At 72.5% G+C, this 26443-nt stretch carries 23 protein-coding genes; 9 read left to right on the top strand and 14 right to left on the bottom strand.

Annotation, left to right across the window (positions count from 1 at the left end; all coding sequences use genetic code 11):
- Window positions 1-297: 297 nt before the first annotated feature.
- Complete coding sequence (locus ABZY44_RS27015) at window positions 298-1278, bottom strand: YafY family protein (protein WP_356658145.1); 981 nt, start codon at window positions 1276-1278, stop codon at window positions 298-300.
- Between the two features lie 209 nt (window positions 1279-1487).
- Here ABZY44_RS27015 and ABZY44_RS27010 point away from each other — a divergent pair, with 209 nt between their 5' ends.
- A complete protein-coding gene (locus ABZY44_RS27010) occupies window positions 1488-2657 on the top strand; it encodes an acyl-CoA dehydrogenase family protein (RefSeq protein WP_356658143.1) in 1170 nt (389 codons plus the stop codon).
- Window positions 2658-2729: 72 nt separating this feature from the next.
- On the opposite strand, the gene sepF is transcribed toward ABZY44_RS27010, so the two are convergent.
- Window positions 2730-3182: a cell division protein SepF gene (gene sepF / locus ABZY44_RS27005; RefSeq protein WP_243340959.1), complete on the bottom strand. Its 453-nt coding sequence runs from the start codon at window positions 3180-3182 to the stop codon at window positions 2730-2732.
- 282 nt (window positions 3183-3464) lie between these two features.
- Between sepF and ABZY44_RS27000 the strand changes: the two genes are divergently transcribed.
- From ABZY44_RS27000 to ABZY44_RS26985, 4 genes are all read left to right on the top strand, one after another.
- Complete coding sequence (locus ABZY44_RS27000) at window positions 3465-4619, top strand: DUF5685 family protein (protein ID WP_356658141.1); 1155 nt, start codon at window positions 3465-3467, stop codon at window positions 4617-4619.
- Between the two features lie 163 nt (window positions 4620-4782).
- The gene (locus ABZY44_RS26995; protein ID WP_356658139.1) at window positions 4783-5607 is read left to right on the top strand and encodes a DUF1684 domain-containing protein; all 825 of its coding nucleotides are present in this window, start codon (window positions 4783-4785) and stop codon (window positions 5605-5607) included.
- Between the two features lie 144 nt (window positions 5608-5751).
- Complete coding sequence (locus ABZY44_RS26990; protein WP_356658137.1) at window positions 5752-6627, top strand: S1 family peptidase; 876 nt, start codon at window positions 5752-5754, stop codon at window positions 6625-6627.
- Between the two features lie 100 nt (window positions 6628-6727).
- The gene (locus ABZY44_RS26985; protein ID WP_356658135.1) at window positions 6728-7207 is read left to right on the top strand and encodes a hypothetical protein; all 480 of its coding nucleotides are present in this window, start codon (window positions 6728-6730) and stop codon (window positions 7205-7207) included.
- Window positions 7208-7289: 82 nt separating this feature from the next.
- On the opposite strand, the gene ABZY44_RS26980 is transcribed toward ABZY44_RS26985, so the two are convergent.
- The 7 genes from ABZY44_RS26980 to ABZY44_RS26950 form a co-directional block, all read right to left on the bottom strand.
- The gene (locus ABZY44_RS26980; RefSeq protein WP_356658133.1) at window positions 7290-8186 is read right to left on the bottom strand and encodes a DUF4231 domain-containing protein; all 897 of its coding nucleotides are present in this window, start codon (window positions 8184-8186) and stop codon (window positions 7290-7292) included.
- 87 nt (window positions 8187-8273) lie between these two features.
- Window positions 8274-12272, bottom strand: a complete 3999-nt coding sequence (gene fxsT, locus ABZY44_RS26975; RefSeq protein ID WP_356658131.1) for an FxSxx-COOH system tetratricopeptide repeat protein — start codon at window positions 12270-12272, stop codon at window positions 8274-8276.
- Complete coding sequence (locus ABZY44_RS26970; RefSeq protein ID WP_356658152.1) at window positions 12256-13797, bottom strand: TIR-like protein FxsC; 1542 nt, start codon at window positions 13795-13797, stop codon at window positions 12256-12258. Before ABZY44_RS26970 ends, fxsT begins: the two co-directional genes overlap by 17 nt.
- Window positions 13798-13840: 43 nt before the next feature.
- Window positions 13841-14587: an AAC(3) family N-acetyltransferase gene (locus ABZY44_RS26965; RefSeq protein ID WP_356658151.1), complete on the bottom strand. Its 747-nt coding sequence runs from the start codon at window positions 14585-14587 to the stop codon at window positions 13841-13843.
- Window positions 14588-14652: 65 nt separating this feature from the next.
- Entirely contained in the window at window positions 14653-16929 is a 2277-nt protein-coding gene (gene fxsB, locus ABZY44_RS26960; RefSeq protein WP_356658129.1) for a radical SAM/SPASM protein FxsB, inactivated metallohydrolase extension form, read from the bottom strand.
- A gap of 29 nt (window positions 16930-16958) precedes the next feature.
- The gene (gene fxsA / locus ABZY44_RS26955) at window positions 16959-17123 is read right to left on the bottom strand and encodes an FxSxx-COOH cyclophane-containing RiPP peptide (protein WP_356658127.1); all 165 of its coding nucleotides are present in this window, start codon (window positions 17121-17123) and stop codon (window positions 16959-16961) included.
- A gap of 277 nt (window positions 17124-17400) precedes the next feature.
- Window positions 17401-18303, bottom strand: coding sequence for an alpha/beta hydrolase (locus tag ABZY44_RS26950; protein ID WP_356658125.1), 903 nt, complete (start codon window positions 18301-18303; stop codon window positions 17401-17403).
- Between the two features lie 419 nt (window positions 18304-18722).
- Here ABZY44_RS26950 and ABZY44_RS26945 point away from each other — a divergent pair, with 419 nt between their 5' ends.
- On the top strand, window positions 18723-19169 hold the full coding sequence (locus ABZY44_RS26945) for a hypothetical protein (RefSeq protein ID WP_356658123.1): 447 nt from the start codon (window positions 18723-18725) through the stop codon (window positions 19167-19169).
- A 275-nt stretch (window positions 19170-19444) separates the two neighbouring features.
- On the opposite strand, the gene ABZY44_RS26940 is transcribed toward ABZY44_RS26945, so the two are convergent.
- Window positions 19445-20563 (bottom strand): DUF3533 domain-containing protein, encoded by a 1119-nt coding sequence (locus tag ABZY44_RS26940; RefSeq protein ID WP_356658121.1) that lies wholly within the window; start codon window positions 20561-20563, stop codon window positions 19445-19447.
- A gap of 242 nt (window positions 20564-20805) precedes the next feature.
- On the opposite strand from ABZY44_RS26940, the gene ABZY44_RS26935 reads away from it, so the two are divergent.
- Complete coding sequence (locus ABZY44_RS26935; RefSeq protein ID WP_356658119.1) at window positions 20806-21666, top strand: alpha/beta fold hydrolase; 861 nt, start codon at window positions 20806-20808, stop codon at window positions 21664-21666.
- A gap of 82 nt (window positions 21667-21748) precedes the next feature.
- Here the strand turns inward: ABZY44_RS26935 and ABZY44_RS26930 are convergent, their stop codons facing one another.
- Window positions 21749-22843: a lytic polysaccharide monooxygenase gene (locus ABZY44_RS26930; protein ID WP_356658117.1), complete on the bottom strand. Its 1095-nt coding sequence runs from the start codon at window positions 22841-22843 to the stop codon at window positions 21749-21751.
- Between the two features lie 337 nt (window positions 22844-23180).
- Between ABZY44_RS26930 and ABZY44_RS26925 the strand changes: the two genes are divergently transcribed.
- Window positions 23181-23645 (top strand): hypothetical protein, encoded by a 465-nt coding sequence (locus ABZY44_RS26925; RefSeq protein ID WP_356658115.1) that lies wholly within the window; start codon window positions 23181-23183, stop codon window positions 23643-23645.
- A gap of 187 nt (window positions 23646-23832) precedes the next feature.
- Here the strand turns inward: ABZY44_RS26925 and ABZY44_RS26920 are convergent, their stop codons facing one another.
- Window positions 23833-24315 carry a DUF402 domain-containing protein gene (locus ABZY44_RS26920; RefSeq protein WP_356658113.1) on the bottom strand — a complete coding sequence of 161 codons (483 nt, stop codon included), beginning with the start codon at window positions 24313-24315 and terminating at the stop codon, window positions 23833-23835.
- 19 nt (window positions 24316-24334) lie between these two features.
- Window positions 24335-25282: a GNAT family N-acetyltransferase gene (locus ABZY44_RS26915; RefSeq protein WP_356658111.1), complete on the bottom strand. Its 948-nt coding sequence runs from the start codon at window positions 25280-25282 to the stop codon at window positions 24335-24337.
- Between the two features lie 133 nt (window positions 25283-25415).
- On the opposite strand from ABZY44_RS26915, the gene ABZY44_RS26910 reads away from it, so the two are divergent.
- The gene (locus ABZY44_RS26910) at window positions 25416-25808 is read left to right on the top strand and encodes a GntR family transcriptional regulator (RefSeq protein WP_356658109.1); all 393 of its coding nucleotides are present in this window, start codon (window positions 25416-25418) and stop codon (window positions 25806-25808) included.
- Between the two features lie 86 nt (window positions 25809-25894).
- On the opposite strand, the gene ABZY44_RS26905 is transcribed toward ABZY44_RS26910, so the two are convergent.
- Complete coding sequence (locus ABZY44_RS26905) at window positions 25895-26437, bottom strand: FABP family protein (protein ID WP_356658107.1); 543 nt, start codon at window positions 26435-26437, stop codon at window positions 25895-25897.
- Window positions 26438-26443 lie beyond the last annotated feature (6 nt).

Below are 26443 nucleotides of genomic sequence, written 5' to 3'. Positions count from 1 at the left end.
AACCCCCAATTGTCGGGGGCCCCCGGTCCCCCCCCGGGGGCCCGCCGTCCTCGTTTCCGGTGCTCCCGGCCCCTGGCCGTCAGCACCGCGCCCGGACGTTCGTCCGTACCGGGTCACGCTTGTGTCACGAATTGTCTACAGCCGATCGGCCGCCGACTTTGTCCGGACCTTTTATTTGCCGTTCCGCGACACGCCCGGGATAAATTCTCTTTCGCATTCTTCTCGAGCTTCTCGCAATTCCCGTCGGGCCGTGCCGCGGACTTGCCGGGGACTCCACTCCGGATCCCCTCCGCTTCCTTACATCTCCTTCACTTCCGGGGACTCCAGAGACCGGGTGAGGAGATCGCGCGCGGCCCTGATTCGGCCCGTCAGCGCGGCCGGCTCGACGACTTCGAACTCACACCCGATCAGCATGATGTGAATCACCAGGACGTCGAGGTTGACCGCCCCCGTGCGCAGGAGGCAGCTCGCCTCGTCGAGGGGCTCCAGGGTCCCGTGGCTCGGTGCGATGATCTGCGCGGCGTCCGCCAGCGGCACCCGCAGGCGGACGACGGCCCGGGTCGCGTACGCGCCCTGGGAGATGCCCCGGGAGACGTACGCGGCGAGGTCCTCGGCGGGCGGCGGGCGCGGGGTGAAGCGCGGACCGTGCGGGGGCCGGGGCTCGATCCGGTCGGCCCGGAAGGTCCGCCAGTCCTCCCGGTCGACGTCCCAGGCGACGAGGTACCAGCGGCGCTCCGTGCACACCAGCCGGTGCGGCTCGACGGTCCGGCGGGTGACGGCGCCGGCGTGGTCCCGGTAGCCGAAGCGCAGCCGCTCGGCGTCCCGGCAGACCGTCGCCAGCTCGGTCAGGACGCCGGCATCGACGGTGGAGCCGGCGGCCCCGCGCAGCATCGGCACCGTGAACTGGTTCAGTGCCGAGACGCGGCCCCGCAGCCGGGAGGGCAGGACCTGCTCCAGCTTGGCGAGCGCCCGTACGGAAGCCTCCCCGATGCCCTCCACCCCGTTCCCGGCGGCGGTCCGCAGGCCCACGGCCACGGCGACGGCCTCGTCGTCGTCGAGCAGCAGCGGCGGCAGCTCGGCCCCGGCCCCCAGCTGGTAGCCGCCGCCCGTGCCGGGACTGGCGTTCACGGGGTAGCCGAGCTCCCGCAGTCGTTCCACGTCCCGCCGCACCGTGCGCGCGGTCACCCCGAGCCGGTCGGCCAGGTCGGCCCCGGTCCATTCCCTGTGGGCCTGGAGCAGGGACAGCAGGCGCAGCAGCCGCGCGGAGGTCTCGAGCATGCCCGCAGTCTGCCCTGGGGCCGGCCGGGTCCCGAACCGGCTACCGGTCCGGCCGCCCGGGCCGGCCCGTCCCGGCGGAGGGTGGACCGGGCGGTCACGGGACGACAAACTTGCACCGCTAGTGCGTGCCGGGCGTCGCGACGGGGCGAACATTGCCTGACGCGGCACCAGGTTTGCGTCCACCCGACCCCGGTCTGCCAGGAGGCTCCGTGTCCTTCGTACCCACCGACCCGCTCGGTCTCGACGAGCTCCTCACGCCGGAGGACCTCGCGATCCGCGACACCGTGCGCGGCTGGGCAGCCGACCGGGTGCTGCCGCACATCGCCGAGTGGTACGAGAACGGCGAACTGCCGGGGATCCGGGAGCTCGCGAAGGAACTCGGCGCGCTCGGCGCCCTCGGGATGTCCCTCGAGGGGTACGGCTGCGCCGGGGCGAGCGCGGTCCAGTACGGACTCGCCTGCCTGGAGCTGGAGGCCGCCGACTCCGGGATCCGCTCGCTGGTCTCCGTGCAGGGCTCGCTCGCCATGTACGCGATCTGGAAGTACGGCTCGGAGGAGCAGAAGCGGCGCTGGCTGCCGGGCATGGCCGCGGGCGAGCTGATCGGCTGCTTCGGGCTGACCGAGCCCGACGTCGGGTCCGACCCGGGCGCGATGCGCACCTACGCGAAGCGAGAGGGCACCGACTGGGTCCTCAACGGCCGCAAGATGTGGATCACCAACGGGTCTGTGTCGGCCGTGGCCGTCGTATGGGCGCAGACCGACGAGGGCATCCGCGGGTTCGCCGTGCCCACGGACACCGCCGGGTTCTCCGCACTGGAGATCAAGCACAAGTGGTCCCTGCGGGCCTCGGTGACCAGCGAGCTGGTCCTGGACGACGTACGGCTGCCCGCCGACGCCGTGCTCCCTGGTGTCACCGGGCTCAAGGGGCCGCTCGGCTGCCTCAGCCACGCGCGGTACGGCATCGTGTGGGGGTCCATGGGCGCGGCGCGCGCCAGCTTCGAGGCGGCGCTCGACTACGCGAGGACGCGCGAGCAGTTCGGGCGGCCCATCGGCGGCTTCCAGCTCACCCAGGCCAAGCTGGCCGACATGGCGCTCGAGCTCCACAAGGGGATCCTGCTCGCCCACCACCTGGGCCGGCGCATGGACGCGGGCACCCTGCGGCCGGAGCAGATCAGCTTCGGCAAGCTCAACAACGTCCGCGAGGCCATCGACATCTGCCGCACCGCGCGGACCGTCCTCGGCGCCAACGGGATCTCCCTCGAGTACCCGGTCATGCGGCACGCCACCAACCTCGAGTCGGTCCTCACCTACGAGGGCACCGTCGAGATGCACCAGCTGGTGCTGGGCAAGGCGCTCACCGGGCTCGACGCCTTCCGGTAGGTCAGGGAGGACCGGGGGACCGGAGGCGGCGGTGGGGGTCCCCCAGCTCCCGCCGGGAGGTGCCCCCGGGACTCAGCTCTGGTTGAAGAAGTCGCGCGAACGGCCGCCGGGTTCGCCGCTCACGATCTGGGTGTCGGCCGGGGTCAGCAGGAAGACCCTGGTCGCCACCCGCTCGATCGAGCCGCGCAGGCCGAAGGTCAGGCCGGCCGCGAAGTCGACCACGCGCTTCGCGTCGCCCGGGTCCATCGAGGAGAGGTTCACGATGACCGGGACGCCGTCGCGGAACAGCTCGCCGATGCCGCGCGCGTCACGGAAACCGTCCGGGGTGACCGTCGCGATGCGCCGGCCCTGATCGACGGCGGACTCCGAGGCCACCTTGACCCGCGGGTCCGTGACCCACTGCTCGCCGGGGCCGACCACCGAACCCCCCTGCGGGGCCTCCGCGTAGTCATCGTCGTAGTAACGCTCGTCGTCGCTGTCCTCTACGAGACCCAGCCAGGCACTCGCCTTGCGCACCGAACCCATGGACGCCTCCTTTCATCGCGGTCAGTCTGTCTTCTCTTCCGCGTCCCTATCGTCGTCCATGATGCTGACAACGCGCCAAGTGGATAGTCGCCGCGCAGGGGTTTCGTGACGGTACTGGTGCAGAACATCCGTTGCACGGTCAAGGATCCTGGCGGCTACCGCTGCTGACTGAGTGAAAATACGACCAGTGCGGCCGTGCGGGTGATCGAGGGGGACGTACGGGTGAAGCGCGGTCCCGCTACGATGCCCGTCGAGCACGGGTATACACACGGGGGAAGCGTTTTGTTCGGCATCGTCAGACCATGTACGCACCGGCTCGGCGAGCGGTTCAAGGCGGAGTGGATGGCCCATCTGTGCGGGCTGTGCCTGGCACTTCGGGGCGACCACGGCCAGTTCGCGCGGATCGTGACCAACTACGACGGGCTGCTCGTCTCCGTTCTGACGGAGGCTCAGTCCGGCCCGGTCGCGGGCGCCCGGCGCACCGCCGGCCCCTGTCCGCTGCGCGGGATGCGCACCGCCCCGGTGGCCAACGGCGAGGGCGCGCGGCTCGCGGCCGCCGTCTCGCTGGTCCTGGCCTCCGCGAAGGTGCGGGACCACGTGGCCGACCGGGACGGGCTGTTGGCCCGGGCCCCGATCGCCCTCGCGGCCCGCGGGGTGGCCCGCGGCTGGGACCGGGCCGGCGCCCGCACCGGGGCCTCGCTCGGCTTCGACACGGCCGTGCTCGTCGACGCCGTGGACCGGCAGACGGGCATCGAGACCCTGGCCGGTCCCGGCACGCCGGTGCTCGTGGTGACCGAGCCGACCGAGACCGCCACGGCCGCCGCCTTCGCCCATACCGCGACCCTCGCCGGACGGCCAGGCAACGCCGCCGCGCTCGCGGAGGCGGGCCGCTACTTCGGGCGCCTCGCGCACCTGCTGGACGCCGTGGAGGACCAGGGCGCCGACGCGGCGGCGGGTGCCTGGAACCCGCTGACCGCCACCGGGACCACCCGCGCCGAGGCGCGCAGGCTCTGCGACGACGCCCTCGCGGGCATCCGCCTCGCACTGCGCGAGGCGGAGTTCGCCGACGCGGGACTGGCCCACCGGCTGCTCGTGCACGAGCTGCGCACCTCGGTGGACCGGGCCTTCGGGACCGCCGCCTGTGCCCATACCGTGACGGAACACGACGTCAAGGGCGCCTTCGGCCCGCCTCCGGTGGACTTCGGGCCGCCGCCGCCCCCGCAGAAGCCCCGGCGCGGCCTGCTGTCGGGCTGCGCGGTCGCCCTCGGGCTCTTCTGCACCTGTCAGCTGTGCTGCACGGAGCACGAAGGACCCTGGTCGCGCAAGAAGCGCGAGGCGTGGTGCGACAACTGCGACTGCGGGGACTGCAGCTGCGGGGACTGCGACTGCGGGTGCGGCGACTGCGACTGCTGCTGCTGTCCCTGCGACGGCTGCTGAGGTCCTGTCAGCGGGCCTGTCGGCCCGCGGCCGTGCTGCGGTCCGGCGGCGGGTCCGCTGCGGGGCCCGCGGACGGCCCGCTCGGCCCCGGCCCGGATGCGCGCAGGCCCGGACGGCGTACGGAGCGGTTCCCGGCCGGGCCGGCGTGGAAGGGCTGAGCGGCATGAGCGCTGACGCAGTCCTCGCGGACGACCCGGCCACCGCCTGGAAGCGGTGGCACGAGCATCGGCTGGCCACGGTGTCCGCCCCCTACGGACCCCTTTCACTGACCGGGACCCACTGGCTCGCCGACTACCCGGAAGGTCGAATTCCGGCCGTTCCGGGGCTCTGGCGCGCCACCGACGGCGGGGTGGCCCTGACGGCGGCCGCGGACGAGGGGTTCGGTCTGGACGGCGAGCCCTTCGCCGGTGACGCCGTCCTCGGCGCCGACGACGCCCCGCCCTCGCACTCCCGGCTCGCCGTCGGCGGCGTACGGCTCGTCGTGCTCCGGCGCGAAGGGGACTGGGCGGTACGCGTCTTCGACCCCGCCGCGCCGGGCCGCGCGGCCTTCGAGGGCATCGAAGCCACCCCGTACGATCCGGCGTACGCCGTGCCGGGGCGCTTCCGGCCGTACGGCGAGAGCCGGACGGTGCAGGTGGAGAACGCCGACGGGCGCTCGCGGGGCCTCGGCCTCGGCGGCGAGCTGACCTTCGCGTTCGACGGTGCCCGCCACGCCCTCCAGGTCGCCGTGGACGAGGGGGACGGCAGCCTCTGGGCCGTCGTCGGGGACGCCACGGGCGGCCGGTCCAGCTACCGCTTCCGGTTCCTCAGGCCCGGCACCCCGGCCGCCGACGGCTCGATCGCCGTGGACCTCAACCGGATCCAGCTGCCGCCCTGCGCCTTCGCGGACCACTTCATCTGTCCCTTCCCGCCGCCCGGCAACACCCTGCCGTTCGCACTGGAGGCGGGCGAGCGGCGGCTGAAAGGTGCCCTTGCTGACGCCGTCTGACGCCCTGACACTCCCGACAGCGTCTCTCCGGGCTTGTCAGGGGCACGACGAAGCACCCCGCGTCCGCCGTGCCCCCGGCAGCCCTCCACGGGCTCCGGCACCCCACACCGGCCGGGCCCCCGATCCCCTCCGGGAGGACGACACATGAGGATGACCCGCATCATCGGCACCCGGCTCTTCGCCATGGCCACCGGCATGGCGGCCGTGGCCGCCCTCGCCGCCCCCACCACCGCACACGCCGACGGCGGCTTCAGCGCCGACCGGCTCGCCACCGTCGGGGCCTCGGTCCTGCGCGCCGACGTGGCCGGCACCGCCTGGCACACCGACCCCGCCACCGGCACCCTCGTGGTCACCGCAGACTCCACCGTCTCGGCCGCCGCGCTCGCCAGAATCCGCAGCGAGGCCGGGGCCGACGCCGCCGCGCTGCGCATCGAACGCATCTCCGGAAAGCTCACCAAACTGCTCTCCGGCGGCGACGCCATCTACGCCTCAAGCTGGCGCTGCTCGCTCGGCTTCAACGTGCGCAGCGGCAGCACCTACTACGTGCTCACCGCCGGCCACTGCACCGACGGTGCGGGCACGTGGTGGACCAACTCCTCGCACACCACCACCGTCGGCTCCACGGTGGGCTCCAGCTTCCCGACCAACGACTACGGCCTGATCAAGTACGCGAGCAACTCCCCGGTGCCGCCCGGCACCGTCGGCAGCCAGGACATCACCAGCGCCGTCAACGCCACCACCGGCATGTCCGTCACCCGGCGCGGCTCCACCACCGGCATCCACAGCGGCACCGTGACCGGACTCAACGCCACGGTGAACTACGGCGGCGGCGACATCGTCTACGGAATGATCAAGACCAACGTCTGCGCCGAGCCCGGCGACAGCGGCGGCCCGCTCTACTCCGGCTCCCGTGCCGTGGGCCTCACCTCCGGCGGCAGCGGCAACTGCTCCTCGGGCGGCACCACGTTCTTCCAGCCCGTGGTCGAGGCGCTCAACGCGTACGGCGTCAGCGTGTACTAGACCTGCCCCGGGCGCCGCGTCCCGGCAGCACCCCTGGACGTCCTCCCGCCTTCTGGGAGGATGTCCAGGGCACGTGCCCCTGGGGGAGGCGGGTTTGCGCATGAAACGAATCGGCGTGACCGGACACCGGTCGATCCCGGACGAGGCGCTCCGGCACGTGGAGGAGGGCCTGCGAGCCCTGCTGGCGGGCCACGAGGGGCCCCTGGAGGCCCTCTCCAGCCTCGCCGACGGAGCGGACCAGCTGTTCGCCGCCATCGCGCTGGAATGCGGCGCGGACCTCACCGTGGTCATCCCCAGCGGGGACTACGAGGAGGGATTCGAGGGCGCCGAGGCCCTGGACCGCTACCTGGGGCTCAAGCGCCGGGCCGTGCAGGAGGTCCGGATGGACTTCGCCCGCTCCACCGACGAGGCCTACTACGCGGCCGGCACCTACATCGCCGACTCCTGCGACCGCCTCGTGGCCGTCTGGGACGGCCTGCCGGCCCGCGGACACGGCGGCACCGCCGAGATCGTCGCCTACGCCCGCGCGCTCGGCAAGCCCGTCACCGTGATCTGGCGCGAGGGCGTGACCCGGGACTGAGGCCACGCCCCCCGCGCGACGGTGAGGGCCCCCACTGCCGGGCCCGCCCCCACTGCCGTGCCGACTCACCCGCCGTCGCGTCTCAACTGCTGTGCCGGGCCAGCCAGTCGGTGTGCTGCGGAGACACGTACCGCTCCGTCTCGTAGACCGCGGACGGCCACTGCGTCTCGGTGATGGTCGTCTGCATCACGACCATCATCGCCGAGAGGTCCTGCTCGATCAGGGTGTGCGCCTCGATCAGCGGGTGGTGGCGCCGCACCTCGTTCCAGGCGATGCCGGCCGCCGCCGCCGCGCTCAGCAGCCCGGTCAGCTCCGGTCCCGGGCCCGAACCGAAGGCCCCGATCAGCGCGAACAGCAGCGCCAGACACGTCAGCAGCACGATCGACCACGACCACAGGGCCGTCGCCCGCCGCGACACCTCCGTCCGGCGCTGGTACCAGTTGCGCTGCTCGATCAGCCGGTCCCGTACGTACGTCTCCCTGCGCACCTGGTAGTCCAGCCCGCGCAGCCGGTGCATCGCGCCGGTGATCTCTCCCCCCTCCGGGACCAGCCCGGAGGTCCGGGGATCGCTCCAGCCCATCTTGCGCAGCTCGTCCAGTCCCGCCTCCAGCCGGGTCCGGTACGTGCCCTCGGGCCCCGGGACATCGCTGCCGAACGGGGCTCCGTGGACGGCGTACCGCCAGGCCAGCGACTTGATGAACTCCGCCGCACTGCGGTTGAGCTGCCACTGCGGGCGGGCCCGGCGCCGGGTCGCCCGGATCCCCACGGCCAGCACCCCCGCGTAGGAGACCACGCTCAGCAGGCCGAACAGGGACATCGAACCGAGCATCGGCCCCTCGGGCAGGGCGGCGGCCCCGGCGGCCGCGACGAGCAGCACCAGCTGCGCGCGCGTGGCCTGGGTGGACTCCCGCTGCCGGGAGATCGCCGCCTGGTCGGTGTGGTGGAAGAGGGCCGGCAGGTCCTCGTTGCGAAAGGTCATGCTGCTACTCACAGCGCACCCCCCAGTCTGGAATCAGGTGGGCCATCGGGACGGGCGGGGCGGCCCCGGAGGAGCCGCCCCGCCGGATCACACCGCCAGCGGCTCCAGGTCCCGGTGGACCCGCCGTTCGTCACGCGCGTACCGGGTCAGGCCGTGGTCCTCGCCCAGCAGCCGCGTCAGCTCGGCCACCGCCTCGGCCCGCACCCGGTTCGCCTCCTCCTTGCGGCCCATCATGTCCAGGCTGACCGCCATGTTGGAGGCACTGGCCAGGGTCTCCGGGTGGTGCACGCCCAGGGCCTCGCGCAGCCGCATCACCGAGATCCGCTCCAGCTCCAGCGCCCCCTCCGGATCGCCCAGGTCCGCGCGGGCGTTGGCCAGGTTGAGGTTGGCGAAGATGGTGTGCGGGTGGTTGTCTCCCAGCACCTCGCGCATGTGGTGGACGGTCTGGCGCAGCATCGGCTCGGCGGTCTCCGCCGCGCCCGTGCCCCAGTGGAACACCGCGAGGTTGTTGACCGCCGCCAGGGTGTACGGGTGCCGCTCGCCCGGCACCTTGACGTACTCGTCCACCACCTCCTGGGCCAGGTCCCGCGCACCGCCCGCGTCCCCCGTCGCGAACAGGTCCGCCGCCAGGTTCAACTCGCAGGCGAGCAGGTCCGGGTTGACCGACGTGTACTTGGCCCGGTAGCGGTTGCGGGTCGCCGTCGTCAGCCGCAGGGCGTCCTCCACGTCCCCCGCCCGGCGCAGCGACACCGCGAGGTTCTTCGCCGCCGACAGGGTGCCCGGGAAGGCCCGGCCCAGCGTGCGCTTGTAGATCTCGTACGTCCGGCTCAGCAGCTGCACGGAGTCGTCGTACCGGCCGACCTCGCGCAGGTCCCGCGCCAGGTTCTGCGCCGAGGACAGGGTGTACGGGTGGTCCGTGCCCAGCACCTCGGTGCGCCGGTCGAAGACCTCCTGGTCGATCTCCCTGGCCCGCGCGTACTGCCCGATCATGCGCAGGTTCAGCGCCAGGTTGTTCGCGGCGGCCAGGGTGCGCGGGTGCGCCTCGTGGAAGATCTGGCCGAAGCCCTCGTGGGCCGCGGCGGCCAGCTCCATCGCCTCGCCGTACCGGCCGAGCGCGCCCAGGTCCATCGCCAGGCCGCTGGTGGTCATGTACGTGTGCGGGTGCGAGGGACCCAGCGCCGCCTGCTGGCGCTCCAGCGTGCCCTCGTCCAGCTCCATGGCCTCCACGAACCGGCCCTGCGAGCGCAGGATGTTGGACAGGTGGAAACGCAGGTACAGGTACTGGAGGTCGTCGCCGCCCAGGGTCTCGCGCCAGGTCTCGCGCAGCTCCTCGCCCAGCGCGTACGCGGCCTTGAAGTCCCCGCGCTTCCACAGGTACCGGACGCGGTCGATCAGCAGCCGGCGGGTCTCCGGCTCCTTGCAGAACCGGGCCTCCGACGGCGTCAGGTGCGGCCAGATCGTGTTGAACCGCGGCCAGGTCTCCGGGTTGTCTATCGGCTCGTCGTCGTCCGGCCGGGCACCCGCCAGGATCCGGTGCACCGCGTGCCGCGCCTCGCGCTGCTCCTCCTCCGAGAGCTGCGCCCGGATCACGGCCTGGACCAGCCGGTGGACCTGGATGCTGTTGCTGACCTGGTCGACCTTGGCCAGGGCGAACCGGCCGATCTCCCGGATCACGCGGCCGAGCACGAGCTTCTCCTGGAGGGAGGAGTCGTACGGCTTGAGGGTGTCGATCATCTCCTTGCTGTAGAGCAGGTTCGCCGAGATCGGCTCGGGAGCGAAGAAGGCGCACAGCTGGAGCAGCCGTACGGCGGCGGGGGAGCGGGACTGGAGCCGTTCGATGGAGACGTTCCAGGTGGCTGCCACCGGCTCCGGGTAGCCGGGCGGCTGGTTCAGGGCCAGCACCCGGGCGGCCTGCTGGGCCAGCTGCTCGATGTACGCGGACACCGGGGTCGCGGTCTCCGCGATCCAGGCGCCCGCCTGCTCGACGGCGAGCGGCAGGTCACCGACCGCGACGGCCACCTGCTCGGCGTCGTCCTTGCTGAGGCCGGGGGCCCGGCGCTGGAGGTGCTCGATGGACTCCTCGCGCAGGAACACGTCCACCGGGAGGGCGTCACCGTACTGCGACCAGGACTGGTTGCGGGAGGTGACGAGCACGTGCCCGGGGCCGCCCGGCGGGAAGAACCGCTTGAGCGTCTCGGGATCGTCGGCGTTGTCGAAGACGAGCAGCCAGCGCGAGGAGGGAACTCCGCGCCGCAACAAGTCGATCGCCTCCTGGGAGGCGGCCGACATGTCCTCGCCGGTCTGCGCGCCGAGGCGCACCGCCAGCTCGGCGAGGGCCGCGACCACGTCGTCGGTCTGCTCCGAGGAGATCCACCACACCAGGTCGTAGTCGGCCATGAAGCGGTGCACGTACTCCAGTGCCACCTGCGTCTTGCCGACGCCGCCGAGCCCGAAGAGGGTCTGCGGCTGCGGCAGGACCACGGCCATGCCGCCGCCGAGCTGGTCGCGCATCCGCTCCAGCACGATGGAACGGCCGGTGAAACCGGGGTTGCGGGGCGGGGCGTTCCAGATCTTCGGCACCGTTCCCGGGAAGCGGGGGCCCGGCGCGGAGGCGCTGGTGACGCTGTCGGGAAGCGCCATCGGCCGCTCCACGGCACGGAGCAGCGCTGTCGTGGCGTGCACCTCGTCGAGGCGGAACAGGTCCACCGGATTGCGGTCGATGTACGGGGTGGACAGGCGTACGTCGCCCACCCTCAGCGGCACGAGCTGGCGCCGGCCCCCGGTCGGGTCCTCGGCGGCGGCCCGTTCCCAGACGTCCACCGCGCGGGCGGACTTGAGGTAGGCGCTGGAGAGCAGCACCACGGTCCGGGCGGCGGTGTCCACGCTGATGCCGGCCCCGCCCAGGGTGTCCCCGGCGGTGGCTTCCGGGGCCCGTTCGGCCGAGACGTCCTTGGGGACGACCCGGAAACCGGCCCGGGTGAGCACCGACTCGATCCAGTCCGCCCACATGCGGTTCTCGGCGACGTAGGACAGGAAGAGGTCGGCGGGCAGGGCGGGGCGGCGCCGGGTGAAGGCGTCGCGGATGCGCAGGCGCACCTCCTCGCCGATGGCGGGCATGGAGGTGACGTCGCCCTCGGTGACGACCGCGGTGAGCCGTTCGAAGGCGGAGAGCAGGGAGTTGGTGAGTCCGGCCTCGTCCCCGAAGGTGGCCAGGGTCTCCTCGTAGGCGTAGTAGGGGCGGTAGGGGATCTCCACCGCACCCCAGTAGGAGGTGAGTTCGTCGCCCATGAGCCCGTTGGGGAAGCGGTCGAACTTGATCCGGGCCAGGGCGCGGCCGGCGTCGGCCTTCTCCTTCTCGCCCTCGTCGATGCGCATCGGGACCGGATAGATCTTGATGCCGCGGTCGTTGAACCGCTCGTCGATCTGCCGGGCCACGGAGGCGGCCCCGTCGATGGACTGGTCGGAGAGGGTGAAGCAGTCGACCAGGACGTCGGGGAGGTGGACCGTGCAGATGTCGGCTATGTCGGAGAGCCCGGTACGGCTGTCGATCAGGACGTAGTCGTAGTTGCGCTTCATGTCGGCCCGTAAGGCGTCGAAGAAGAGGCCGCCGCCGAGGCGGTCGTAGAAGTTGTCCCAGTCGAAGGTGGACACGGTCGCCGAGTACTCGCGGTTCTGCCGGCCCGCCGACACGAAGTCGAGGGTGCCGCCGTCGGGGAACTCCCAGCCGAGGGTCTCCGGGGTGAGCGAGACGGCGTGCGGCTGGATCCGCGCGTAGTCCGTGTGCCAGTCGTCGGCGCGCTGCACCGGGCTGGTGGCGGCCCAGGCGTACTCGCTGATCAGGTCGATGACGCCGGTGGTGGCACCGAGGGTGGAGGGGTCCAGGAAGGGGTGGAAGAACCGGTGCAGGCCGGGAGCCTCCAGGTCCCAGTCGACGGCGAGGACCCGCTTGCCGTTGGCGGCGAGGATCCAGGCGGTGTTGGCCAGGGCCATCGTGCGGCCCGTGCCGCCCTTGTACGAGTAGAAGGTGACGATCCGCCCCTCGCGGTGTCCGTCACGGCTGTTCTGGTTGTCACGACTCGCTGTCATCCGCGTCCCCCCGGTCGTTGGTCTCGTGGTGGTCGGGCTGGTCGGGCTTCCCTGCTCTGCCGTGGCCGCCGAGCCTGCCGAAGCCTGTCCCCGGGCCGAGGCCGGGGCCCGCTCCCGTGTTCCTGTCCGGTCCCGGGCCGCGTCCCGCTCCCGGGCCCCTGTCCGGTCCCGGCCCGGGTCCCGGGTCCGGTCCGGTCTCCGCGCCGGCGTCCGGCGGGAAGGGGGCGGAGGGCATGGCCGGAGGGTCGTTCATCCCCATCGGCCCGATCAGCCGGGGCCGTTCCGATCCGCCCGCCGGGGTGCCCGCCGGCGGGTAGACCTGGGCGTGCCGGAGGAACTGCTGGGCGGCCGCCTCCACCACTTGGGGCAGGATCTGTCCGAGGGTCTCCATGTTGGCCACGCCGTTGGCGGCGGCCCGGCAGGCGGCCCGGCCCTGGCTCATCTTGACGGGCATGGTGTCCTCGAGCCGGTGGGCCAGTTCGTTCTCCTTGGCGCGGCTCTGGTGGTCGTAGCGGTTCCAGGGCACGACCACGTTGATCCAGGGACGGGACTCCTGGTCGAAGGCGGCGAGCCGCGCCCTGCGCTGTTCGTCCTCCACCGCCCACCGGTCGACGATCAGGATCTCCGGTCGGGTCGGCGGCTGTTTGGAGTCGAAGTGCCCGGCCTCGTCGTCGAACGACCCGACGGACGTCTGGTAGTTCAGGTTGCGGACCAGGTCCTCGGCCACGTAGGCGATGGGCCTCTGGGAGACCGGGTGGTACGGGTTCCACTCGAGCGCGCTGTCCCCGTAGTACTCGGGGCTGCGCCCCTCCGGCAGATCGTGGCGCGAGGCGGCGGCCACGGTGACGTGGAGGGTGCGGGCGGTGCTGCTGGGGGAGCCGAAGGCGCTCGGCACCAGCCGGTAGTCCAGCGGGCGGATCGGATCGAGCCGGACCGTCTCGGCGACCCGGACGATCCTCTTGGCGAGTTCGTAGACGGCGCTCTCGTACTGCTCGGCGTAACCGCGCAGTTTGATCAGGCCGTACAGCCCGTCGGTGACGTAGCGCTCGCCGAAGGTGTTGTGGTTGAACTGCAACCGCTCTGCGGGGAGAGGCAGTTGCGAGGGCGGCACCGGAACCCATAAGGCCGGCACGATGGCGTCGGCCGGCTGGTTGCTGAGCGCCACGTGCTGGATGGTGCGCTGCGCGAAGGCGAACCACTCCCTCCCGCACATCTCGCTGGCGAAGTAGCGCGGCGAGAAGAGGGGCACGAAGACGCGGCAGGTGGCGAGCGCCGTGCCGAGCCGCTCCGACCAGCCCTCGCCGCTGCGTATCTCCCGGTCCATGAAGCCCGCTTCGGCTCCGGCCGGCAGATTCGTCAGCGCCATCACATGGCTGCAGAGGTCACGGAAAAGACGCTCCACCCACATGTCCGGATCGGGTCCCCCCGCACCGAACCTCGGTGTATGCGCATAACTGAGAAAAAAGTACGGCTGCACTGATGCGGGCACACGACCCCCGTCCCGAAGATGCGAGCGAAGAAACATCATTCCGGAGCTTCTCCGCCGCATCCCCTCATGGTTCAGTCAATCAGCGTCTGTTTTCGGTCATCCACTTCATCGCATGATCGACTGCGTCCGGAAGGGAGAAGAGCATGGCCGATGCTCCTGAGATCCTTCCCCGGTGTACCCGGTCTTCCGGGAACGACCTGCCGATCTCGGCGAAATCGCTGTCATCCAGCGCAATGTCCTCGTACGCGGTCCACCCTTCCCCCTGGGGATCTCCGGGCTGCCCCCCCGGAACCCCCTGATGGTTCACCTTCACCACACACTCGTACATGCGCAAGAGGGGCTTCGGAATTCGATACTCCGCGAGATGGAAAGCGGTGCAGACGGAAAATCCCACATTGATCATGAGTACCCTCCACCCCTCCCCGCACATCTTTCCCAACGGTGATCGCTCACCCAGATGGCTGGTCAGAGGGTGCCCCGAGCACAGTTCCCGCGCCCCTGCGCCGACCGCGGCGAACGAGGTCTGCGGGTGCTCGCTGCGCGCGGCGCCCGGGGCGGTGCGGACGGCCTCGGCGAGGGCGCCCATGCCCCGGCTCGGGGTGCGGTCCGGGTCGAAGGCGGGCATCCGCTCGCGGAAGGCGCGGACCTCCTCCTCCGAAAGGCCCGCGATCCGGGCCAGGTGGGCGCTGGAGGTCTTGGAGTTCTCCGGGGTGAAGGCCGGGACCGCCAGGGTGCCGCGCGGGCCGAGGACGCCGACGAGGGCGTCCCGCAGCGCCTCGGCGCGCAGTCCGGTGCCGCCGAGGGAGGCGTGCGCCATGACGCGCATGCCGGGGCGGACACCCAGCCGGCGGAGGTCATCGGCGGTGCCGGTCGCGGCGCCGGCCGGCGGGATCACGCGTCGACCGCCTTCAGTTCCCAGCGCAGCTGCTCCACGAGGAGCTTGCCGGTGCTCGTCAGCTCGGCCGCCCCGGACAGCCGGTCCAGGGCCCGGTTGATCAGGTCCGCCCCGCCCGGCTCGGCGATGGCCGCGGCCCGCCGGTAGGCCTCCACGGCCACCCGCTCGTGCACGTCGGCCAGCAGCCGGGACACCGGCACCGGCCGTTCCCGCCACGGCGAGGGGTGCTGCCACTCCCCGTCCAGCGCGTACAGGTCGGCCACCTCGGTCAGCGCCTGCAGCCGGCCCCGCCGCAGCCCGGTCAGCAGCGCGAGCGCGGTCTCCCGCACGCCCGCCGCGTACGGCACCCCGAGTGCGCCCGGCCCGTGGCGCCCGGCCTCGCCCCAGCCGCCGGCCCGCGGACCGCCCGCGAGCGGGGTCAGGGTGGTCATCCCGGTGGCGGCCTCCCGCACGAACTCCGGAACGGTCGAGCCCAGTTGCGCCCAGGCCCCGTCCAGGCGCGCCCGCCACTCCCCGGCCTCCCCGGAGCCCAGGCGCAGCCGGGGCGGACGGGCGAAGCAGTTGCGGTGCGGATCCAGGTCCTCCAGGGCCACCGGGGCAGCGTCCGGTCCGGGCGACCAGGTGCGTACGGGCTGCCAGCGCGCGTCGCCCGCCGCGGGCCCGAAGCGGTGCTCGGGGCGGCCCTCCTCGCGGACCGCGTACCCCTCGTCGGCGACGTGCAGGGCGGCCCGCCCGTCGGTTCCGGGCTCGCCCAGGCGCAGCAGCCCGAGCGTCGGCAGGTACACCTCGCCGTCCCGGTAGGCGACGTCGGCGGGCAGGTCGAGCCCGCCGCGCAGGACGGCGGCGGCGGCCAGCGCGGTCAGCCTGCGGGCCGCCTCCGGGCCGTCGCCGCGGCCCTCCCGCTCGGCCTCGATCGCGGCCATGACCCAGGTCCGCGTGTAGGGGTGGGCCAGTACGGCGTCCAGCGCGTCCGCGCCCGCGTCCCCGGCCCGCTCGACGGCCCCCAGCACCTCCCAGGCCCGCGTCCAGTCGCCGTCACCCGTCCGGCCGTCGTTCAGGAGGGCGAGCAGGTCCCGGGTGAGCTGTTCCTGGGACCCGGCGAGCCGGACCGGGTCGGACAGTTCGGGCGCGCTCGCGCGGGCGCCCGTACGGCCCTCGACGCCGTCGACGAGCTCGCGCAGGTCGGTGCAGTACACCGAGGGGTTGTCGAAGTCCCCGGCGCCGGCCTCGCCGGTCGGGTCGGCCTTGTAGCGGTGCGTGTAGAGCCCGCCCCCGCACGACCGTACGACGGGGCACCGCCTGCACGTGCCGCTGACGCCGGACAGGCCCAGTTGCCGGGCGCGGACACCGGGATGGGCCGCCACCTCGTCCAGCGCGTGGTCGAAGACGTTGAACCCGGTGGCCGCGGCGCCGTCGAAGGCGCTCTTCAGGGAGTCCACCTGCTCGAGGCTCCCGTCGGTCTCGACCACGACCAGATCGGTGGGCGCGAGGCCGAGGGACTCGGTGAGGCTGGGGCCGCCGTTCAGGGTGGAGAACAGCGAGTCGAAGATCCGCACGGGGACCGGGCGATCGCGGCGCTCCCAGTGGTCGAAGACCTGGAGCAGCCAGCGCGCGTAGGAGTCGGGGGCGCCGTCGGGGCGGACCGGGGGCGTCTGCCAGGTGGCGTGGGGGAGGAGGAAGTCCACGCGCGGCGGAGCCAGTTCGACGAGGGCGTCGAGCACGGCGACGGGGTCGTTGGCCACGTCAACGGTGCAGAGCAGACCCTGGTAGAGGTGGCGGTAGGGCTCGGTGCGCAGGAGGTCCACGGCGGCCAGGACCAGGGGATGGCTGGTGCGTCCGTCGGCGAAGCGGCGGTGGCGGTCGTTGGCCGCGCGGTCTCCGTCGAGGGAGACGCTGACCTTGAGCCCGTATTCCGCGAAGAGGTCGAGATAGCGGGTGCTGAGCTGTAGGCCGTTGGTGTGGATGCGCAGGTCGAGGGCGGCGATTCCGTCGAGGGCGCGGGTGAATTCTTCGCAGACCAGCCTGAGTCGGCTGGTCCCCGCCAGGAGCGGTTCCCCTCCATGCAGGATCACTGTGACGGAGGGAAGTGCGTGTGCTTTCGCGTGTTCGGCGAGCCGCGACGCGGTCTGGGAAATGACCTCCGGGGAGATCACTTTCGGCCGGGCTCGCCAGCTCTGATCTGCGTGTTCGTAGACATAGCAGTGATCACAAGCAAGATCGCATCTGCTGTGAACTTTCAGGACGATCTCGCGGAAAGCGATCAGGCCGGTCATTCCGCCAGTCTAGAGCGCTTACTTCCGCGTCAGAGCGCGGAGTTGAAGATCGGCGCCTGAACCTGTCGGCCGGATTCCGTCGGCAGCACGCGGCCCAGGGTCGCGGCCGCGCGCGTACCGCGGACATCGATCCGGTCGAGCGGGACGCGAGAGGGCTTGACGGTGCTGGTCGGGGGGGTTGCGGAGGTGTTCATGACGCCGTCCTCGGGGAGGTCGTGGAATGGGGAAGGGTTGACAACGGCGAGAAGCCAGTGTCCTGGCGCGGACTTTACCTCCCCACGTCTCGATCGTCGCGCTAAACGTCCTACAGGACGCCTATAACGTGACGTCCTGACCGCCCGGATGTGACGAACGGTCAAGCGCCCGTGGAAAACATGACCGAATCTCGAGGGTCGCTGTATTCGGCCGTTTGCCTGACGGCAAGATCCTTTTCCCTTTCCGTCCCCTTCCGGTGCCCTCCCCGGCGGCCCCCTAGGCCGGCTGCTGCTCGTTGACGGGAGGCGCCGGCAGCTCTCTGAGCAGCCACGTCAGTACGTCGGGCAGCGCGTGCAGCGATGCGAAGTGCGCCGCGGCCGGGACGATGGTGGTGGTGGCCCCGGGGATGCGGCGGCCCAGCCACCGGGAGTGCCCCACGGGCGAGAACACGTCGAGTTCCCCGTGCCAGATCAGCACCGGGCAGCGGATGTCGGCGGGGTCGAAACCCCACGGGTTGCTGAAGGCGAGGGCGTCGTCGATCCACCCGTAGGCGGAGGTGCGGACCCCCTCGCGGTAGTTGCGCAGCAGCATGGCCCGCAGGCCCGCGTCCGCGACGATCACGCGGTCGCTGTCGGTGAGCTCCCGGCGCAGTTCGTCCAGGAGCCGCCCGGGGTCCTCGGCGATGCCGGCGGCGCGCGGGATCAGCCGGGCGGCGAGCTCCTCGGGGTCCCGGCCCGCCGTGGAGTGCTCCCGGACGTTGGACGGCGACATGCCCTCGAACCAGTCGAGGTTCTCCGCGTCCCGGGGGGCCAGGGAGACCAGGGCCGCCGTCCGGGTGACCCGGTCGGGCAGGAGTGCGGCGCAGGCCAGGGCGCCGGGAGCGCCGCCGGAGCGGCCTGCCACGGCGAAGGTCTCCAGTCCGAGGGAATCGGCGATGGCGGCCACCTCCTGGGCCACGTCGGCGACCGTGCGGCCGGGATGGCGGTCGGAGCCGCCGTAGCCGGGCCTGTCGTAGGCGATGATCTGCATCCGGCGCTGGTAGAGGATCATGCCCCGGGGTGCGGGGCCCAGCCGGCTTCCCGGGGTGCCATGGAGCAGGAAAACGGGTTTGCCGTCCGGGTCGCCCCAGCGCTCCACCGTCAGATTCCGTCCGTCCGCGACGCGCACCTGACTGCGCACGCGCTCCCTCCCTCACGGTCGACGCGACTCGTCACAGGGATTGTGCTCGCTGGGGGAGGAGCGCGGTAGGGCGCACTTCGTCCGAAATTCTTGTGAAAGCCTTCACACGCGCAAGAGGCTCGAATTCCGGGTTGTTCATGCAGGTCGGACGCCTGTTGGAGGGGGAGCGGGCGGATGCGAACAGCCCTTCGTTCTGTCGGGAGGGGGCTTTCTCGGCGCTGCGGATTCCGCTTTTGGCCGTCGAATTGGGTCGCCGGGAAAGCGGTTCGGGTCGCGTCGATGCCGCGAGAGGGCCTCGCCGGCCGGAGGAGGCCGCCGCTGGGCGGCGGAAGCGCTTGCGGGAGGCAGTTCGCGCGTTGGCCCTACCCGGCGAGGTGGTTCCTGGCAGCATCAATGGGATTCGAACATAGGGGGGTTCCATGCGTTTCGGCGTCCGCTTGCTCACTGTCGCCACCGCCACCGTCGCCACGGGAGTGCTGCTCGTCGGCTGCTCCTCGACCCCGGCCGAGGAGTTGGAGGACTGGTGGTCCTCGGGGGGTGACGACAGGGTCAAGGCGCTGGCCGACAGCTCGAGCCACGTCAACACGGCGAGCATGCAAGTGATGGACGACAAGCGCACCGCTTGTCAGGAGCTGCTGGCAGCGGTGGCCAAGGCGAAGAAGTACGGCACTCCTCCGAGCGAGAAGGCCAAGGGTTTCTGGGCGGAAGCCCTGACCGACTTCGAGCACGGAAGCAACGCGTGTGTCGCCGGGGTCGGCCAGAAGGACGAGCCCCAGACCAACGAGGGCATCCGCGAGGTGCAGAGGGCCATCGGCATCCTGGCTTCCGCGGTGTCCATGATCAGGAGCGACATGGAGGCCAAGTGATCCGGTGATCCGCGCGGATCGCCCGAACCCTGATCGCCAGGAACCCGGGGGCGCCCGGCCGGGCGCCCCCGGGTGACGTCCAGGCCGGCGTCGAAGCGCCCCTGGTCCACGTCCACGCCCTGGGCGAGCAGCGCCTCCGGGACGTCCTGAAGGCGGCCCTGGAACTCGTACCGGGCACGGTCGCCGAAACCGTGGTGGTGGCGGGCGAGGTGGTCCACCGGGCGGCCCATCGGGAGCGCCCGGCGGCCCGGGGGCTCGCCCTCACCTGACGCGGTTCACCGGCCGGGCGGCGTGGCCGTCGAGCCGGAGAGGCCCGGGTCCTCGGGTCCGTCGGGGCGCCCGCCGCCCGCGGCCGCCCCGGTCCTGTCCTGGTGGAACACCGCGCAGGCCACGGTGACGGCCGAGCCGAGCACCGCCCAGCCGCTCAGCACCAGCAGCGGCCCGGTGAGGTCGTTGCCCTTGAAGTAGGCGATCGAGCGCGCGGCGTACGTCCCCGCGCCCGGCGGCAGCCACGGACCGATGGCCTTCCAGAACGGCGGCAGCAGCGGGTACGGATAGGCGCCGCCCGCGCTCGGGTTGCCGAGGACCACCACCAGCAGGATCGCCAGGCCGATGCCGACCACGCCCGCGAGACCCTGGAAGGCCAGCGTGATCGCGCCGACCGCGAAGACCACCAGCGTGCCCAGCCCCCACAGGCCCAGGATGCTGCCGGGCAGCGCTCCCAGGACGGGGCCGGCGATGAGCGTGCCCAGCAGCCCCGCCACGATCGCGTAGACGAGCAGCGCGCCGAGCCGGATGACGGCCCGGTGCATGTTCGCCGGTCGGGCGCCGGCACTGATCGCGAGGATCGCGGCACACAGGTAACCGCCCACGCACCAGCCGACGACCACGTAGAAGGAACTCAGTCCGCGTCCGTCGCCGGCCGCGGACGGGGCCACGTCGACGATCCGGACGGTGCGGCCCCCGGCCTTCTCGGCGGCGACGACGATCTCCGCGACGGCCTGGGACAGGGAAGCCCCGGCGCCGCTCGCGACCAGCAGCTTGTCGGTCGTGCCGGAGGGAGCGACGACCAGCGCGCCGTCCACCTCCCGGTTCAAGATCCAATCCATCGCGGCCGCCTCGTCCTTGGCGGCGCGGGCGTCGAGCGGCGTACCGGGCAGGGTGTCGAGCTGCTGCGCGGACCGCTCGGCGACCCGGGCGGCGGGCGCGGCCACGGCGAACGGGATCCCGCTCGGTCTGGGGTGGTGGAAGGCCCCGACGTACGAGGTGATGAAGGCGAGCTGGAGCGCGAGTACGCCCAGGACCAGCAGGGCGGCCCGGGTGGTCACGGCGTCCTTGATCTCGGCGAGGAATCCGCGGGACGGCCCTGCGTCCGCGGGGGTGGGCTGGGTCATGTCTCACACGCTCGGCGCACCTGGGGCCCGGCGCAGCAGGGGTGGGCCGGACGGATGAACGACGGTTCCTTTCCGAACCGCACGCATCTTTTACCGCCGCGTAACTTCCCAGTTTTGCTACTCGCCCGTAATTTGGCGACTGCAGCGCCCCTTGTGATCCGGATCACGGGATGAACCCCCACGCACTTCCCGCGCCATCCCCTCCCCTCGTCACTCCCCTTGACCCGCAAGGAGATCACACGATGCTGCCCTGGAGACGCCTGCTCCGCCCGCTGGCCGTCCTCACCCTGACCGCCGCCGCACTCGTCGCCCCCACCGGCGCGGCCCAGGCCGCCCCGGCGCCGAGCAGCGGCTGGAACAACTGGTCCTGCAAGCCGTCCGCCGCCCACCCCCGCCCCGTCGTCCTGGTCCACGGGACCTTCGGGAACTCCGTGGACAACTGGCTCGGCTTCGCGCCGTACCTCGTCCATCGGGGCTACTGCGTCTACTCCCTCGACTACGGTCAGCTGCCCGGAGTGCCCCTCTTCAACGGGCTCGGCCCCATCGACAAGTCGGCCGGCCAGCTCGCCACCTTCGTGGACAAGGTGCTCGCCTCCACCGGGGCGGCCAAGACGGACATCGTCGGCCACTCCCAGGGCGGCATGATGCCGCGCTACTACCTGAAGTTCCTCGGCGGCGGCGCCAAGGTCAACGCCCTGGTCGGCCTCGCCCCCGACCACCACGGGACCACCCTCGACGGACTCACCCAGCTCCTCCCGTACTTCCCCGGAGCCGAGGACCTGATCAGCGCCACCACACCCGGGCTCGCCGACCAGATCGCCGGATCGGCCTTCCAGAACAAGCTGAACGCGGGCGGGGACACCGTCCCCGGCGTCGCGTACACCGTGATCGCCACCCGCTACGACGAGGTCGTCACCCCGTACCGCAGCCAGTTCCTCGACGGCGCGAACGTACGCAACGTGCTGCTCCAGGACCTGTGCGCGGTGGACCTGTCCGAGCACGTGGCCATCGGCCTCACCGACCGGATCGCCTGGCACGAGGCGGCCAACGCCCTCGACCCGGCGCACGCCGAGCGGACCACCTGCGCGTCGGTCTTCGACTGACGCGGACAGGCGGCCCCAGGGCCGACAGCGGGACGCTGACGGCCGCCGGCGGCCGTCAGCAGCCCGTGCCGGGCACCAGCGGTCAGCGGCCGTGACGGCCCGGCGTCGCACGGCGGCGGGCCAGAGCGAACAGCACGGCCGCACCGATGGCCAGGGTGCCGGCCCCGGCGACGGCGATCGTCGGGGTGGCGCTGTTGCCGCCCGTCTCCGCGAGGTTCACCCCGCCCTGCGAGGTGACCGGGGACGGGGCGGCCCCGGCGTTCGTCTTCGGGTCGTTGTCCCCGTGGCCGCCGTGCTCCACGGTCGACTTCCCGGAACCGGCGGCGATCTGCTGGTCGGTGGGGGCCGAGGGCTGGTCCGCGGGCTGCTCCGGCGCCTGGTCCGAAGGCCGGCCGGAGGACGGGTCCGAGGGCCGGCCGGAGGACGGGGAACCCGGCTTCGTGGTCGGCTTGCCGTTCGCGCCGCCCGTGGTGGCACCACCCGCGGCCGCGCCGCCCGTACCCCCCGTACCCGTACCCGTACCGGCGCCGCTCCCGCCGGTGTCCTTGCCGAAGACCACGTCGGAGCAGGAGTAGAACGCCTCCGGGCTGTCCGAGCGCTGCCAGACGCTGTAGATCAGGTGCCGGCCGGTCTTGTTCGGGACGGTGCCGGAGAACACGTAGTCGCCGTTCTGCATCCCCGGGTCGGAGACCTTCACGAACGGCGCCGGCTCCAGGTCCGACCACTTCAGCGGCTTCGAGGGGTCGTAGCCGTCCTTCGTCACGTACAGCTCGAAGGAGCCCTTGTGCGGGGCGGTCCCCTTGTAGCGGAAGGTGTGCGCGCCCGGCGCCAGCGGGCTCGCCGGCCAGTCGGCGCGCGCCAGGTCCAGCCCCTTGTACTTGCCGTTGCCCGCCGAGCAGAGCTGTCCGTCCGGGATCAGGGACTTGCTCTGCCCGGCCGCGTTGGCGATGTTCACCGCGTTCCAGTCGTAGAACGCCTGCGTACCGCTCGCCGCGACCGCCGCCTTGCAGGCCGCCGACTTCGGGGCCTCGGGGCCCTCCGCGTAGCACGCCGCCACCCGGCTGACCGGGTCCGTCATCGAACCGTGGGCGGCCGCGGGCGAGACGGCGTACGCGGCCACCGCGAGCGGGGCCAGGCCGGCGGCGGCGATACGGGCGGCGGTACGGCGTGCGGGCATGGTGGATCTCCTCTGGGCACGGCACGGGGCAGTGCGAGTCGTGGGTGCGCCAGTGGGCAGGGGCTGTGCGGCGCCGCCGCCCCTCACGGGTCCGCGGCGCCGCCTCCGGCCCTCCCTGGCCCAGCCAAACTAGCCGCCCGCACCCCTGCTTTCGCCGGCATCGGGCCCCCGCGGCCGATCCTTAGGGCCCCGTTAAGGACGAGGTAAGAGGGGGCTCAGGTAGCGGGCTCGCGGAGCCCTCCCACCCCCCCCGAGGCCTTCTTCCGCGGTACCCGCGGCTGAAAGAAGCGCGGGCCCTCTGGCCGCCGGACTCGGCGGACTCGTAGTCTCCCCGGCCATGGAATGGACTTCGTTGGTCGCCACGGCGCTCGGTGCGGTCATCGGGGTGGGCAGCACGCTCACCACGGACCGGGTGCGATGGCGACGGGACACGAGCGCGCGCGACAGGGAGACCCTGCGCACGGTGTCCGCCCAGTTCCTGGAGGCGCTGACCGAGGCGCGCGACGCGATAAGTGACGCCAGCCGCTCGGGGCACCTGCCGGTGGACGAGCGGGCACGGCTTGCCCGCGCCGGCATCCTGGACCACGGCGTGCACGCCAAGCAGTACCGACTGGAGCTGCTGGTCACACCGGAGGTCGCCCGGTTGGCCGGCGAAGCGGCCTACGAACTGCTTCTCTACCGGGACGCGGTGGCCGCGGGCCATACGCGCGACGATCCTGAGTGCGCACAGGTACGACGCGCCTTCCGGGAGGCGCGCCAGAAGCTCATGGCCGCGCTTCGGGCGGCACTGGCACGGGGCTGAGAACGACTCACCCCTGCGGCTCACCGTGCCGGCGGGCCGGGGGCAGGCCGCCAGCTGGTGGGCCGCCTGAGAGGAGAACTACCGAGGTTCCGCGGTGCTGACAGCCCAACCCGCCGGCTGAGCGGACCCCGGCTCCGCAGGACCCGCCGCCCACCCTCCCCACGGCCGGTGGGCGGCGGCGGGCCCGTCAGGCCAGCAGCGTGCCCAGTCCGGCCGTCGAACGGGCCCGGGCCTCCAGGAAGTCCAGCGCCCGTACGGCCTCGGCGGCCGCCCCGGGGTCGGCGGCGGCGAGGCCGCTCGCGGCGAACTCGTCCTCGTCCAGGCGCAGTACGGCGGAGCCGTCCGCCGACACCCACAGGTCCAGGTCCAGGTCCTCGACCAGGATCGCGCCGTCCGTCACCACGGCGGGCCGGGTCACGTCGCAGTACCAGCCCTTGAGGACGCCGTCCCCGGTCCGTACCTCCTTGACCGCGTACCAGCGGTCGCGCCAGTAGTGCTCGGTGAACACGTCGCCCGGCTCGAAGCGCACGAACCCGAAGTCCCGTACGCCTTCGGCCGCCCAGGGCGCCCGTACGGTGATCCGGTTGCCGGTGTCGGCCACGAGTCCGGCCGGATACGTGATCTTGGTGCGTCCCGCCTTGGTGAGGGTGACGGTGACTCGGTCGGTCATCGGGGGGTGTCCGCTTCTCTCAGTCGTCGGAGGGGGCGACCCGCTTGGTGAAGCGGGTCTCGGTGGCGCAGACCGCGTACCCGAACCAGGTGTTGACGGCGAGCATCGGAGCGTTGCCGGTGTCGTTGCCGGTGAACGCCTCCGTGTAGCCGGCCGCACGGGCGCGGAGCAGCGAATCGGTCTTGGCGAGCTTGGCCAGTCCCCGGCCGCGGAACGCGCTCAGGGTGCCGGTCATGCCGGAGGAGTAGCGGGTCGCGCCGTCGGTGTGGGCGGCGGTGAAGGCGGCCACCTCGCCGTCCACGAGCACGACGGTGGTGAGTTCCCGGTCGAGGTACGGATGGTTCCAGGTGTTCCGCAGCCAGTCCTCGTAGTCGTCGAACTCGGCCGGCACGTCGGAGGGTTCGTCCAGCGAGGTCGCCGCGTCGGCCTCGAAGAGCGGACGCGGATCAGCGGCGAAGGCCTCGCCGGGGCGCAGCTCGACGCCGGCCGGCAGGGCCTCGGGGAGCGCGGGCAGCGCGGCCGAGGCCAGATCGAGGCGCAGGAAGTGTGCGGAGCGGGAGGCGCGGTAGCCGTGCCGCTCGGCGAAGGCGCGGTGGGGCGGCTCGTCGAGCACCCAGGCGTACGAGTCCGTCGCGCCCTGGGCGGCGAGGTGCTCCTCGGCGGCGCGCAGCAGGGCGCTCCCGGCGCCGAGCCCGCGCCGCGCGGGGTCCACGTAGGCGTTGACGAAGCCCTGGCCGGGCACGGGACTGTCGTGGGCGATGCCCGCCTGCGCGGTGCCGATGACCAGGCCGTCACCGGTTTCGGCGACGAGGCGGCGGTAGCGCTTGTCGGGGTGTGCGGAGGCCAGCTCGGAGCCGATCCCCCGAGCGGTGCTGATCAGGAAGGGCAGCGCCGCGCGGCACACCCTCGCGACGGACTCGGCGTCGGCCGGGTCGTCGGGGCGCAGGTCGCGAATGCTGGGGCTCATGTGCCTGACGGTAAGGGCGCGCGGGGGGCGCGCGCCTCCGAATTTCTCCTCGGCGGCGGGGCGTTCGCGGGCGGGTCGCCTTCCGGGCCGGTGTCCGGGACGGGGCCGGGGCCGATGGGGGACAATCGGCCGCGTGACCTCGACTCCCGCGAACTTGAAGATCCGGATCGACGGCGCGGCCGGCGCGGCCGCCCCGTACGAGCAGCTGCGCGCCCAGATCGCGGAGGGGGCGCGGGCGGGCCGGCTGCCGGCCGGCTTCAAACTGCCCACGGTGCGCGGACTCGCCGAGGAGCTCGGGCTGGCGGCGAACACCGTGGCGAAGGCCTACCGGGCGCTGGAGTCGGACGGGGTGATCGAGACGCGGGGCCGGGGCGGCAGCTTCGTCGCCGCGGCGGGCGACGGGGCGGCCCGGGAGGCGGCCGCCTCCGCACAGGCCTATGCCGAGCGGGCGCGGCGGCTGGGTCTGACCTTCGACGAGGCGGTGGCGGCGGCGCTGGACGCGCTGCGGGCGCGGTACGCCGGCTGACGCCCGGCCGGCGGGCACGGTCCACGGTCGGCCCGGCGTCCGCAGGTGTCCGTCGGCGTCGCAGGCGCCCGCAGGCGCCCGCAGGGTCAGCCCTCGCGCCGCAGCAGCCGGGCCTGGAGGTGGTGGTGCATGGGCTGTCCCACCGCGGCCATTTCCTGCACGATCGTCAGCTCGCCGTCCTGGAGGACGTACCGGCGCCGCATGCCGGTCACCTCCTTGGCCCGGGGGGTGAGCCCCACGGTCTCCGTCTCCATCTCGATCTCCGTACCGGACACCCGGCCGACGTACGTCTCGACGATTCCCGTCGGGTGGGCGAGGGTGGCCTCGACGGAGGCGTCCGGCAGGATCCGCCACCAGCCGGTCTCCCGTCCCGCCGGCCGCAGCGCCTTGCCGGACCCGTCGACGAGCCAGGCGCGCGACGTGTAGCAGAGGAAGGGCCTGCCGTCGTGGGCGAAGGTGATCTCCTGCTCGTACCGGAAGCCGTGTTCGAGGGTCGGGTACTCCCCGCTTCCCCGCCCGTGCCAGCGCCCGATGAGGCCCAGTACCGGCCGGAGTTGAGGATGCGGCTCGGGACCCTCGCCGAGGACGTGGCTGTCGGGGTAGGGGTTCTCCTGCGCCGGTTCGAGCACGGTGCG

The sequence above is a fragment of the Streptomyces sp. NPDC006544 genome, from assembly GCF_040611715.1.
In the GTDB taxonomy this organism is placed as follows: Bacteria; Actinomycetota; Actinomycetes; order Streptomycetales; family Streptomycetaceae; genus Streptomyces.
Note: the sequence above shows the minus strand (reverse complement) of the source record. Positions and strands in the feature narration are given on the sequence as shown.